Source organism: Pseudomonas syringae (genome assembly GCF_023278085.1).
Taxonomy (GTDB): domain Bacteria; phylum Pseudomonadota; class Gammaproteobacteria; order Pseudomonadales; family Pseudomonadaceae; genus Aquipseudomonas; species Aquipseudomonas syringae_Q.
In genome coordinates this window covers 2,665,867-2,678,824 of sequence record NZ_CP066265.1, presented here as the reverse complement: position 1 = coordinate 2,678,824, position 12,958 = coordinate 2,665,867, and the positions used below count along the sequence as shown (strand labels likewise).

Annotated in this window: 11 protein-coding genes; 7 read left to right on the top strand and 4 right to left on the bottom strand. The window is 54.0% G+C overall.

From position 1 onward, the window contains the following. Positions 1 to 546: 546 nt before the first annotated feature. Positions 547 to 912: a winged helix-turn-helix transcriptional regulator gene (locus I9H07_RS11830; protein ID WP_058823432.1), complete on the bottom strand. Its 366-nt coding sequence runs from the start codon at positions 910 to 912 to the stop codon at positions 547 to 549. A 98-nt stretch (positions 913 to 1,010) separates the two neighbouring features. Here I9H07_RS11830 and I9H07_RS11825 point away from each other — a divergent pair, with 98 nt between their 5' ends. The 3 genes from I9H07_RS11825 to I9H07_RS11815 all read left to right on the top strand — a co-directional run bounded on the left by I9H07_RS11825 (position 1,011) and on the right by I9H07_RS11815 (position 4,600). Then, on the top strand, positions 1,011 to 1,760 hold the full coding sequence (locus I9H07_RS11825) for an SDR family oxidoreductase (protein ID WP_236425221.1): 750 nt from the start codon (positions 1,011 to 1,013) through the stop codon (positions 1,758 to 1,760). Between the two features lie 714 nt (positions 1,761 to 2,474). Next, positions 2,475 to 3,437, top strand: a complete 963-nt coding sequence (locus I9H07_RS11820; RefSeq protein ID WP_236425743.1) for a hypothetical protein — start codon at positions 2,475 to 2,477, stop codon at positions 3,435 to 3,437. An 806-nt stretch (positions 3,438 to 4,243) separates the two neighbouring features. Then, the gene (locus I9H07_RS11815) at positions 4,244 to 4,600 is read left to right on the top strand and encodes a hypothetical protein (RefSeq protein ID WP_236425742.1); all 357 of its coding nucleotides are present in this window, start codon (positions 4,244 to 4,246) and stop codon (positions 4,598 to 4,600) included. Between the two features lie 614 nt (positions 4,601 to 5,214). Here the strand turns inward: I9H07_RS11815 and I9H07_RS11810 are convergent. The 3 genes from I9H07_RS11810 to I9H07_RS11800 form a co-directional block, all read right to left on the bottom strand. Beyond that, positions 5,215 to 6,249 (bottom strand): methionine synthase, encoded by a 1,035-nt coding sequence (locus I9H07_RS11810; protein WP_058824477.1) that lies wholly within the window; start codon positions 6,247 to 6,249, stop codon positions 5,215 to 5,217. A gap of 26 nt (positions 6,250 to 6,275) precedes the next feature. Next, entirely contained in the window at positions 6,276 to 7,259 is a 984-nt protein-coding gene (locus I9H07_RS11805; RefSeq protein WP_058391019.1) for a DUF1852 domain-containing protein, read from the bottom strand. Positions 7,260 to 7,702: 443 nt separating this feature from the next. Beyond that, positions 7,703 to 8,032, bottom strand: a complete 330-nt coding sequence (locus I9H07_RS11800) for an alcohol dehydrogenase catalytic domain-containing protein (protein WP_058391020.1) — start codon at positions 8,030 to 8,032, stop codon at positions 7,703 to 7,705. Positions 8,033 to 8,578: 546 nt separating this feature from the next. Here I9H07_RS11800 and I9H07_RS11795 point away from each other — a divergent pair. Genes I9H07_RS11795 through I9H07_RS11780 form a run of 4 tightly spaced genes read left to right on the top strand, consistent with a single transcriptional unit; the run spans position 8,579 to position 12,958 of the window. Continuing rightward, on the top strand, positions 8,579 to 9,316 hold the full coding sequence (locus I9H07_RS11795; protein WP_024674442.1) for a FadR/GntR family transcriptional regulator: 738 nt from the start codon (positions 8,579 to 8,581) through the stop codon (positions 9,314 to 9,316). Beyond that, a complete protein-coding gene (locus tag I9H07_RS11790) occupies positions 9,313 to 10,329 on the top strand; it encodes an ABC transporter ATP-binding protein (protein ID WP_236424980.1) in 1,017 nt (338 codons plus the stop codon). Before I9H07_RS11795 ends, I9H07_RS11790 begins: the two co-directional genes overlap by 4 nt. Continuing rightward, positions 10,326 to 11,459, top strand: coding sequence for an ABC transporter ATP-binding protein (locus I9H07_RS11785; protein WP_236424982.1), 1,134 nt, complete (start codon positions 10,326 to 10,328; stop codon positions 11,457 to 11,459). Before I9H07_RS11790 ends, I9H07_RS11785 begins: the two co-directional genes overlap by 4 nt. Further along, positions 11,456 to 12,958, top strand: coding sequence for an ABC transporter substrate-binding protein (locus I9H07_RS11780; protein ID WP_236424984.1), 1,503 nt, complete (start codon positions 11,456 to 11,458; stop codon positions 12,956 to 12,958). The genes I9H07_RS11785 and I9H07_RS11780 overlap by 4 nt, the downstream gene beginning before the upstream one ends.

The following is a 12,958-nucleotide window of genomic DNA, read 5'->3' as shown; positions in this document are numbered from 1 at the left end:
TCATATAGGTATATAAAAAGCGCATATATCCTGAATAACAGCTGTCTGTGTTTTTATATTCATACAGTGCCCAGGCGGGCGCCACGAAGTCTGAGAGCGATGAAAGTAATGGGTCGAATATAAAAAAATTGTTCAGGGCAGGTTGTTTTTTTGTTTTGCCTTGCGCTTTGGATCATAGAATAGGGTGGATGTTATATTTGTGACAATATGGCTATTACTCCATGTAAAATTCTTAATGCAGAGGTGGAGTTTCATGTGGCCAGGCATGGGCAGACAGCGATGGTTCAGGATGAGCGTGGTATACGCAAAAATTTAAAGTTGCCAACGCGTGATGTGAGCCGTATTGACGTTTTATAACCGGCGAGCAGGGTTGATTGCGGGTTGGCATGGGCTGCGGCCAAAGAGTGTGACGCCGCGTTATGCAGGGGGGATGAAGCGCCAGACTTCAGGAGTATAAGAATAACTCAACTAAATGTCCCTTTAGTTGAGTTATATGTAGTGGGCTGTCAATCGAGGGCAGGGGACCGGTCTCTGCCAACCATAGCATTACTCACTGACAGACGGAAAAGCGTTCATGCGATGTTCGCTGATACGTTCTACCGTTTGCATATGGTGGGTGCCCCATTCACACAGTGCTGTTAATGCGGTGGCCAGCGATTGCCCGAATGGCGTCAGAGAGTATTCAACCTTTGGCGGAATTTCCTTGAAGTCAATCCGCGAAATAATTTCATCGCGCTCAAGCTCTTTCAACTGCTGAATCAAGACTTTATCGCTCACGCCTCTAACTGCGCGCTTGAGCTCACCGTAGCGATGAACATCTTTTGCCAAATGATAAAGAATCAGAGGTTTCCACTTTCCGCCGATCACTGCCAGCGCAGCGTCCAGCCCACAACTGAAGGGAGTATTGAACATGGTGAGGCTCGCTGATGGGGTACTTACCAAAAGGTGCATACTATCCATATTGAATGCGTGGATCTACAGTGGGGTCTCAACTTCTTTGAGAATCCATCATGAACAGGCTCAGCGGTAAAGTTGCAGTGATCACTGGCGGTGGCACCGGTATTGGCCTGGCGAGTGCCTTGGGCTTCGCTGCAGAAGGCGCAGAAGTTGTGATTATCGGGCGCAGGCAAGAGGAATTGAATAAAGCACTGCAGCTGATTGGCCCCACGGCGACCGCGATCCAGGCTGATATTTCGAAACTGGACGACCTGGATCGCGTTTACACGCAGGTCAAAGCTACCAAGGGCCGGATCGATATTCTATTTGCAAACGCAGGTCTCGGAGATTTTCAGCCGCTCGGATCGATTACCGAGCAATCCTTTGATCGTACCTTTGGCGTCAACGTGAAAGGCACACTGTTTACCGTACAAAAGGCGCTACCGTTGATGCACAGCGGCAGCTCTATAATCCTGACCGGCTCGACGACCGCGACCATGGGCACCCAGGCGTTCAGCGTCTACAGCGCCACGAAGGCTGCGTTGCGTAATTTCGCCAGAAGCTGGGCGCTTGATCTGAAAGGCACCGGCATTCGGGTCAACGTACTTTCACCCGGACCGATCTCTACGCCTGGCCTGGACCTTGCGCTTGCAGGTACAGGCCAGCGCGACGCGGTGATTGATTCGATGGTTGGGCAGTTACCTCTGGGGCGCATGGGTCTATCAGAAGAAGTCGCCGCAGCAGCGTTGTTCCTGGCTTCAGATGAGAGCAGCTTCATGACAGGCAGTGAAATGTTTGTAGACGGCGGTTTTGCACAGGTTTAGTCAGGAATATTTTTGGAAGGTGCGTCAGTTGAAATGTGGCTGGGGGACTGCCCGGGTTGGCAAGACGTAGGTACGCATAATGTATATTATGTTAAACTGTATCTGTTTGTTTCGTTAACGCTGTTGTCCAATGTCACTAAATGTGACTGTCAGCCATTAATGCTAATCCTGAAAATCAAAAAAAATACTTAAAAATCAAGCGTTAGCCGATCATTCGTAAGTGCTCTCCTACACGGGCACGTCCCCAAATCCGCGAAACCTGATCGACATACGAATATTTCTAGGTGTTCATAGATGCTAGGGCTAGGAGGCATCACATTTGAAAGCGCTGGATTTTCAACACCTTAGGATTCAACGTTGAATGTCATAGAGGCGGATTTCATCTGCATCGAGTATCCGTAAATATTAGACCGAAAGCGTCACCGGAGCTGGCATATCGACTTCTATGAGCTATTTTAAGCTATTTCATCGGAGAATCGTTATGACTGAACCTCGCCCCATGTTCTCTGATCAGGATGCGATAGCGCTTTCGTCCGACGTATATTTCACTTTGCACCCTGAACTTGCCGATTACCTAGCGAGCTTCAGCGTTGAACTAGATCCCGTCTTGATCTTCGATTCGGCGAAGGATTTCCTCCAGGGCTATGCAAACTATGACCAGGCAGCGGACGTTAGTACCACTTTTTTTATTATCGAGGCATCACTGAGCGATTATTGCTGTGGGCGTGGATCATTAATAAAACCCCCGTTTCCAAGGTCGGTATCAGCGATATTAAAGAATTCCTTAGATTCTGTGCTTCTCCCCCAGAAAGCTGGGTTGGTCGCAGCGCAATGCGCCGATTTAAGCGGAACAGTGATGGCTACTACATCATCAATCGCAGGTGGCGCCCTTTTTCAACTGCTGCCGAAAACTCAGTGGCAAAAGCCAAGGCGCTTAAGAGTATTCGATCAGTATGCACGCAATTTTTTCACTATTTGGAGAAACGCCAGCTAGCAGTTACGAATCCTGCTAGGCATATCGAAGAGTCTTTTATCGATAGTCTTACTGAAAGAAGCGTTTCACTTATTGGACGACTGGAGCGAACCCATTTGAATTACCTATTAAAGGCCGCGGAGAAAATGTGTGAGCATGACAGCGCTCATGAACGATCACTTTTTATTTTAGCGATGATTATATTCATGCTTGTTCCAGTTAGACTTATTTCAGGCAGCAAATCCTGGCGTCCCTCATTACGTAATTTCCAGGAAAAAAATACCATACTGACCTACTGTGCCATCGACGCAGAACGCGTTTTTTGTTTACAGGCACCGGAGGTATTCTCACGCTATTTTGAGCGATACTTAAAAGCGAGAGCTATCGCTAAAAGCGATCGCGCTTCAGCTGACTTGGCTGTTTTCACTACTTTAGGAGGTCGCCCCGGCATAACGTCGAGACAGGTACGTAACGTGATTAAAGACATCAGTCAAACTGCTGTGAGTATGATGACCCAAGATGGCATGACGGAACAGGATACTGCGTTAGTCGCTGCTGCTAGGCTCGATACTATCCGCGCAGCAGCTATTATGGTTTCGCTTCAGGATTTTGGATTCGACAATACACGTAGTCGGCTCGGATACGAGTCTTTAAATGCGCTCCAGAACCGCTGCGCGTCGACGTCAAAAATTACGTCTATATAAATGAGCTAAGAATTTGAGGTTTAGAGGCGAGTGCGGGCTGATTCTGACAGGCTGAGATCTATCACAAAATGCTATTCAACATTTGCGAAATGTGCACCCTCCTCCCTGGTCCTCATTGCCCAGCTTGATTTCTGCCTTTGAGGATTGGCGGAAATTCGAGAGCTTGCGCGCGCTCCCTTCGGCTGGAAGACTTGGGTCGCAAAGCGTCTTATATTTATATATAGGTGATCTAAGCTCCTTGAGCCCAAGTGCATCAGCACAGTCCGATCCTTGCCTTCGAACGTTATCACCGACGAAATCAGTATGTGCTGTGGCCTGGAACTCGCCACATAGGCGAGCTGCACAGCCTCTGACCCGCGATTTTGCAACCTGTCCTGCTGATGAAGACCGTTGAGGCGCGGGCTGTTGGAGCGAAACCACCACGGTGAAATCGTGCTTTTGCGACCATCAGGTTCACCCTTCGCAGGGCGTCCAGCTCCTCACATAGTTCTACAGGTACGAAGGGCTGATCGGGGTTGCCAGCACCATTGGCGACTATGAACTCCGGCTCTCATGGATGAATAACCGTCCGGCAGGCGTGTACTCCATCAGAATGGGGCAATACGGGTAGTTGGTACCGTCACTCATCGTGACAAGCGCGTCGAGACGAAAGGTCTCAAGAAAGGTTCTCCGAGTTATCGGCGGTGCCCAGCTGAAACCGTCCAACTGGAGGATGAGCCCTGCCCGCCCGGCTTTTTGAAATTCCAATGTTGCGGGGTCCACACCTTCGTTATACCGACCGGTGATGTCGGCCTCCAGAGTCCAGCTTGCCCTGGCACTCCATAACAGCTGGCGCGGCAGCCTACTACGCGCTTGCCCAGGGCATCTGTAGCGATTTCCGCAAGTTGATCGAACGCTCCGTTGAGGACGACCTGCTACAGAAAATCGTTGTACGTCACCGCCGGGGAATTTCCACCGATGGACGTCTTCCTGCTCTGCTTGGGATCACTCACGAGGAGCTTCAGCGCATTGATGAGCTGATGACGAAGTTCAGCTGCTTTGAGCACAGCCAATCCGATGAGACGCCGGTTCAGCCACCGGAGGAGGCGGAGCTTAAGGTAGACATCGAATCCCTTAAAAAATGGCGTGACGAATTAGAGGCGCGGCGAAAACTTACTGCATAGGTGCCCCATCACGCCATCAGCTAGGCGTATTCCAGCGGCCAAAGTTACTGAACCTCTGGAATAGCCGCCAGCGTCGGCGTTTGCTTTGGGAAGCCTGCTGCCTGTGATGGGGGCAGCAGGCGGCTGAATGGGAGACGTTACGTAAATACATAAAAGCTAGGGAGCGATTCAAGCAGCTCGATGAAGCCCTGAGTTCGCGGCATCCAAGTCATGACCAAGTCGGCTATTGAAATCCGAATGCCTATACTTTGACTACGCGAACTTTGCTTTCCTCCTATTGACAGTTATAAGGGGCTGGGATATCTACAAAGCAGGATTTAACAACCCAAGCGATAAAGGAAATCGACGATGAGTATTAAACCTGGCCCTAAGAGAACGAACGAGGATGGCACCCCGGACAAGAGGCAGAGAGTCACGCCTGAAAAGCAAAAGGATCATCCAAAACTGAAACCTCATAAGCATAAACAGGGGGAGTAGGATCAAAAGCAGCTCCCGCGCCTGAAGTGGCCCGATAATCTGGCTGGCTTCAGCCTTCTTCAATTTTGAAAGCGGCCCGTCGATCAAAATCGACCTGATCGCCCACTCAACCTACGTACGCCATTTGCGAATGTAGCTCAGCGCTCGCTATAGAGTTCTCTACGTACGATTTCTGCACCAGCACTCAACGCGTGCAGCTTGCCGCTGGCGACTCGACGTGGCAACGGTGCCATGCCGCAGTTAGTGCATGGATAGAGCCTGTCGGCATCGACGAACTGGAGTGCCTTTCTCAGGGTATGGGCGACTTCCTCAGGCGTCTCAATGGTATGGCTCGCCACGTCAATGGCTCCTACCATCACTTTTTTACCCCTAATGAGTTCAAGCAGATCCATAGGTACGTGAGAGTTATGGCACTCCAGCGAGATAATATCGATGCCGGATTTTTGCAGCTTGGGAAACGCTTCTTCGTACTGTCGCCACTCTGAACCCAGCGTCTTCTTCCAGTCGGTGTTGGCCTTGATGCCATAGCCATAGCAAATATGCACGGCGGTTTCGCATTTGAGCCCTTCGATTGCTCGTTCCAAGGTGGCTACACCCCAGTCATTCACCTCGTCAAAAAACACGTTGAATGCAGGCTCATCGAACTGAATGATATCTACCCCGGCAGCCTCCAGCTCTCTGGCCTCCTGATTGAGAATCTTCGCGAATTCCCAAGCCAGTATTTCACGGCTTTTGTAGTGAGCATCGTATAGGGTGTCAATCATCGTCATTGGGCCAGGCAAGGACCATTTAATCGGCTGCTTGGTCTGCTGGCGCAAAAATTTGGCGTCTTCAACGAACACTGGCGTTTTCCGGGCAACGGCACCCACCACCGTCGGGACGCTGGCATCGTAGCGATCACGAATCCGGACGGTTTCACGATTTTCGAAATCGACACCTTCAAGATGCTCGATGAAGGTCGTCACAAAATGCTGACGGGTCTGTTCGCCATCACTGACGATATCAATGCCGGCCAGTTGCTGCTCTTGCAAGGAGAGGCGCAAAGCATCCTGTTTACCTTCGATCAGTTCTTCATTCTTCAATTTCCAGGGTGACCAAAGCGTTTCAGGTTGTGCAAGCCAAGAAGGTTTAGGCAAGCTACCAGCGGTCGAAGTAGGCAACAGTTTCTTCATCGAATAAGACCTTGATTTCAAATTAATTAAAGCGTGCAGCGAACAGACCATTGATCAAGAACGGCCTTATAGGGCTTGATAAATTGCTCTTCGGCAAACTTTCCCTGTTCAGTAGCCAGTCGGCTACGCTCTTCTCGATCATAAATAATTAGAGTCAATGAATAGTCCTGATTCTTCAAGCTAGGCTGGTAGAACTTTCCAGCTGCGGAGTTTGCATTGTAGATCTCAGGACGGTAGATTTTCTGGAACGTATCCATTGTGCTAATGGTGCCGATCAACTCAAGATCGGTGTAATCACCGAGCAGATCCCCTGAAAAGTAGAAAGCCAGTGGCGCAGCACTGTTCGGCGGCATGAAATAACGAACCTTCAAGCCCATTTTCTTGAAATATTCATCTGTCAAAGAGTACGCATCTTGCTGGTACTCAAAGCCCAGGACAGGGTGCTGGCTTTCGGTTCGCAGGTATGTCCGGGTACTTGATACGCTGAGGCAGATGACAGGCAGCTTGTCAAAGTGCTCTTTGTAAGTGCTTGAATTGACGAAGCTCTTGAACAGTTTTCCGTGCAAATCGCCAAAGTCATTTGGGGTGCTGAATTCCGACTGGTTCTTGTTGTGCTCCAGCAGCCGCACACTAAAGTCATAGTCCCGCACGTAGGATGAGAAATTATTTCCTACTATGCCACTTATACGTTCATTGGTTTCTCGATCAAGAATCGTTGTCTTCAAAATCTCGATCAAAGGAATAGCGTGGCTGCGACCTTCAGTACCAATTTTCATTTCAGCGGAGATAATGTCCAGCTCGACCGTGTAACGATCACCCGTGGAATTACCCTCGTGCGCCAACGCATTAAAGCGATTATTAATCATCTTCAAAGTGTTGCGCAGATTTTGCTGCCGACTCTCCCCTCTCGCCAGATTGGCAAAGTTGGTCGTAATACGCGTATTTTCTGAGGGGAAGTAGTTTTCATCAAAACAAATGCTCTTTATAGCAAATGTGAATTCGTTGTTCATTGTGAACCGCACCTGTATTTTGGACAAACCTGAAATGGCGCCTGGCCTCTTTCATTTTTGCTCAACACTCTGTTCCTTCACTCAACGGTCTGTAGATCGGCCATCGTGAAGAGCTACACGTATTTTAAGCAGGGAGGCTACATGAACAAAAACGAATTGATTTCAAAAGAACATTAGCCACACTCATGATGGGCGCAGGGTTAAGGCCAAGGTCGCCGGATCAATTGGCCTCTCTCTTCGGCCTGCCTGGAGTCGACATCAATACGTCGGGATCGGCGCTGATCGGGAATAGCACGTCCAGATTTCGCCCGCAGGTTACGTGCAATCTGTCATAACGATCAGTCGCTCCAAGATGGCATAGATGTCCACCTTCGATCCACAATCTAAAGGGGCTGGCATGCGCGCTATCACTTGGATAATGCGGGGCTGATGAAATTGGTATCTTAAAATTTTCTGCGCAGGTCGAAAGTTGCCGTCATTAAACCTGCTGGGTACTGAGCCAGGAAGTGACCGCAGATAACCCGGTCGCCCGGCTTGACCTGGCTGACGCCCTCGCCTGTTGCGATGACGTCACCGACACCTTCGGACATGGGAATGCGCTCTGGCAGCTGTCTGGCACCGTATGTGCCGCGCAGTATTTGAACATCGCGGCTTATGAGACTCACCAGACGAGGCGCCACAATGGCTTCTCCCGGCCCTGCAATCGGCTCGGGCCGAGTGGTCGCGGTCAAAGCGTCCAGGCCTTGTTGAGAGCCAATCTGAAAAGCTTTCATGAAAATAATCCTTGTATCGTCAGCGCGAAAAACGACCTGTATCGCGCCTAGAAAAATATCGTTGTAACGCTGCTCAGGGAGGCCCGGTTTTCAACTTGTCGCCTACACCATACCTGCTCAGGGCTGAGCGGCAAGTACAACACCAACATCACCTCGCCCTTTGCCAGGGAATCCTCGACTGGAACATGCAAGCACATGTCCTGCGCGCGCTGTAAAACAACCCAGTCCCGGCAGCACCCGATAACCCCCGACAAAACACGCGCCTCGCTGGCGCACTACGCCCGCATTCATGCAACAAAACCCGCATCACCCTAAAATTGGTCCGCGCATCTGCGAACCAATCTTCTTTCATACCCTGGCCCAATCAGCCGAACCTTTCAGCATTGGCCCGCCAGCATTGATTTCCGGCATTCGCCGGGCATCCAGCGACTAACAACCGGGCAAACCAATTTCCATTGGCATCGCTCTTGCACCAGCCCTTTTGCCTCGAATATCTGCCTGTAGGCAGCTCAGGGCGTCTTTTTCTGGTCTGGCGCGAGTACCACGATGCAAAGGTTCGAACCTGACACCCCCATCGATAACACGTCGAAACTGGCACTGGATGCCTTGCGGCAGATCGTTGCCCAGCATGCTGCATTCCCTCAAAGAGCGTTGCCTACCGAACGGGATCTGGCGGCTGATTTCGGGGTTAGCCGACGGGCTATTCGTCGCGCCCTGTCGGTGCTGGAAGCCGAAGGCCAGATCTGGCGACGGCAAGGCAAAGGAACCTTTGTCGGACCTACGCCGCCCAGTGCTGCCATGAGTTTCGCCCGGCTTTCCAGTCGGACCAACTTCAGTGAGGTCATGGAGGCGCGTCTGCATCTGGAGCCGGCATTGGCGTCTCTCGCCGCAGTGCGAGCCAACGGTGAGCAGATGGCGATTCTGCGCCGCCTTGCCGAGCGCACCACTCGCCAGCAAGTCGCCGAGCAGACCGATGCGGAAGGCATTGAGCTATGGGACAGCGCGCTCCACCGGGCCATTGCCGAGGCTGCGGGCAACCGTCTGATGCTGGACATCTTCGAAATGCTGGATGCGATCCGGCTGGACCCGACCTGGCGAGATCTGCGTCAACGGGCACGCAATGCCGACCGACTCGACACCTATAGCCACGATCACGACGACATCGTCAGCGCCATCGAAACGCGCGACCCGATCAAGGCCGCCACGGCCATGCGCGGCCATTTACGGGCGCTGCAACAGGCGCTGGACAACGTCATCAATCACGATCTGGAGGCCAGCTCATGAGCGCCAACGCCCACCTTAACGAGACCTGCGACGGCACCGTACTCAGCGTCAGCGATCTGACCGTACGTTTTGCCGGTGCCCCTGCCAACGTCGTCGACGGCGTATCGTTTACCGTTAAACGGGGCAAGACCCTGGCCATCGTTGGCGAGTCCGGTTGTGGCAAGAGTGTGACGTCCATGGGACTGATGGGCCTGTTGCCCGCGACTGCCGAGGTTAGCGCGAGCGCCTCGTTGCTGATCGATGAGGCATTGCTGGGCATGTCCGAGGAGCGTCTGCTGGACGTGCGCGGCAACCGCATGGCGATGATCTTTCAGGAACCCATGACCTCCCTGAACCCGGTCTTCACCATCGGCGAGCAGATCGCCGAAAGCGTGATCCGTCATCAAGGTCTCTCAGGCAAGGACGCTCGGCAGCGGGCCCTGGAAATGCTCGAAAAGGTCCGGGTGCCGGATGCCCGCCAGCGACTGGACGCTTACCCTCACGAACTCTCCGGCGGCATGCGTCAACGGGCGATGATCGCCATGGCGCTGGCCAACGATCCGGCGCTGATCATTGCCGACGAACCGACCACTGCGCTGGACGTGACGATTCAGGCGCAGATCCTCTCGTTGATCGCCAACCTGCAAAACGAAACTGGCACCGCGATGATCCTGATCACCCACGATCTGGGTGTGGTCGCCGAAGTCGCCGACGACGTGATGGTGATGTACGCCGGGCGCGTGGTGGAAAGCGCCCCGGTGAAGACCCTGTTCGATGATCCGCAGCATCCGTACACCATCGGCCTGATGGGTTCGATGCCATCGATGGGGCCTCGTGAAGGTCGCCTGGCCACAATTAATGGGCGAGTGCCGACGCCTGTAGAAATGCCCGGCGGATGCCGTTTCGCCGGTCGCTGCCCGTTTGTGATCCAGCAATGCCGGGACGAGCGTCCGCCGCTGCTTGAGTTGTCCCCCGGACACTTCGCCGCGTGCATCCGTGCGCCTTTGGAACAGCATGTGGGAGTCAGTGCGTGAACCTTTCCAAACCAGACATCGCCGGGCGCGTCAGCCCCGACAGCAACGCGCAGAAACCCATTCTGGAAGGCATCGGCCTGAGCAAGCACTTCGCCGTGGAAAGCGGTCTTTTGCAGCCGAAGAAGCCGCCTGTACAGGCCGTTAATGAGGTCAACCTGTCAGTCCGCAAGGGCGAGACGCTGGCATTGGTAGGCGAGTCCGGCTCGGGCAAATCAACCCTTGGCCGCCTGCTGCTCAACCTGCTGCAGCCAACCGCGGGCGACGTGATTTACGAGGGCCGCAACCTGGCCAACCTGACGCCGGAAAAACTGCGTCAGGTACGCCGTGACCTGCAGATCATTTTCCAGGACCCGTTCGCCTCGCTGAATCCACGCATGACCGTGGAATCCATCGTTGGCGAACCGATCTGGCTGCACAGCAAAGCCAGCCGCAGCGACCGTCAGGCCAGGGTCGCCGAGTTGCTGCGCACGGTAGGTCTTGCTCCAGAGCACGGCGGTCGGCATCCCCATGAGTTCTCCGGTGGCCAGCGCCAGCGCATCGGCATTGCCCGCGCACTGGCTTCCGAGCCGCGCTTGATCCTTGGTGACGAGCCGGTCTCGGCGCTGGACGTCTCGGTGCAGGCGCAAGTGGTCAACCTGCTCGAAGACCTCAAGCATCAATTCGGCCTGACCCTGGTGATTGTTGCTCATGGACTGGCCGTGATTCGCCACATGAGCGACCGCGTAGCGGTGATGTATCTGGGTGAAATCGTTGAACTGGCGCCGGTCAACGCGCTGTTCGAAGCCCCTCTGCATCCTTATACCCAGGCGTTGATGGCTGCGGTGCCGGTCAGCCACCCGGACCTGCGCCAGCCGCGTCCCTTGCTCGGCGGCGACATGCCCAGCCCGAGCCGCCCGCCTTCGGGTTGCCGGTTTCATACCCGTTGCGCGCATGCCCGTGCGCTGTGCAAAGAAGCAGCGCCGGTCATGGAAACCGTTGAGGCCGAACGCCAGGTGGCTTGCCACTTCTGGCGTGAAATCGCCAATGCGGGCAGCGGCCCATTGATCCTTCCGACACCCAGCGCTGCCTACACCCAGCGCCTGAATCTGTTCAAGCACCATCAATCCCTCGCAGTGGAGAGCCAGCCATGAAAATTGCACGCGTCATGACAGCAACCTTGTTATTGCTGGCCACTCACGCCGCCTTTGCCGAATCGACGTTGCGCATCGGCATCCAGGACGATCCCGATGTGCTTGACCCGCATCGTTCGCGCACCTATTCCGGACGTCTGGTCTATACCGCGCTGTGCGACAAGCTGGTGGACGTCAACCCGGACCTGACTTACGCGCCACAACTGGCCACTGCCTGGAGCTGGAGCGAGGACGGCAAAACCCTGACCATGACCTTGCGCGAAGGCGTGACGTACCACGACGGCGAACCTTTTGATGCCGCCTCGGTGAAGTTCAACCTCGATCGCGCCCGCACCCTCCCCGACTCCCTGCGTAAAAGCGAGCTGGCCTCAGTGGACAGCGTGGAAGTGATCGACACAAAGACCGTCGCCATCAAACTCAAACAGGCCGATGCCACGCTGGTGTCGCAACTCTCGGACCGCGCCGGGATGATGCTCGCGCCGAAAGCTGCGCAAGGCGAGTTCGCCTCCAGCCCTGTCTGCTCCGGCCCTTATAAATTCGTGCAACGCGTGCAGCAGGATCGCATCGTGCTGGAGCGTTTCGACCATTACTGGAACAAACAGGCTTATCACTTCGACAAAGTGGTGTTCCTGCCGATTCCGGACACCTCGGTGCGCCTGGCTAACCTGCGCTCCGGCGACCTGGACATCATCGAGCGCGTTGCGCCAACCGATGTGAAAACCGTCAAGGGCGACAGCAAGCTGGCCATCTACAACACACCCGGCCTGGGCTACATGCAGCTGATGTTCAACATCGGCAACGGTGAAAAAGCCAACTCGCCAATGGGCAAAGACAAGCGTGTACGCAAAGCGTTTGAGCTGTCCATCGACCGCGATGCCATTAACCAGGTGGTGTTTGAGGGCCTGTACGCCCCAAGCGCTCAGCCGTTCCCGAAAAACAGCCCGTATTACGACAAGGACCTGCCGATCCCGGCTCGCGATGTCGAGAAAAGCAAGGCGCTGCTGGCCGAAGCCGGGGTAAAGCTGCCGCTGGCGGTGGACCTGAAAGTGGCCAACAACCCTATTGCACAACAAGTCGGGCAGATCATTCAGGCCATGGCTGAAGAAGCGGGCTTCAAGGTCAACCTGATTGCCACTGAATACGCCACGATGCTGAGCGAACAGGCAAGCGGCAACTTCCAGATCGGCATGAGCGCCTGGTCGGGTCGCCCTGATCCGGATGGCGATATCCATCAGTTCGTGACCTGCAAAGGCGGCCAGAACGACGGCAAGTACTGCAATGCCAAACTCGACGAGTTGCTGAACAAAGCGCGTACCGTCAACGACGTTCCACAACGCCAGGCGCTGTACAACGAAGCGCTGCGCTTGTTGGCCGATGAGGTACCGACCACTTACCTGTATTTCGACCCGCGAATCATTGCCATGCGTAACAACGTGACCGGTTTTGTACCGAACCCGGACGGCCTGATTCGTCTGGCCAATGTCGCATTCAAGCCATGA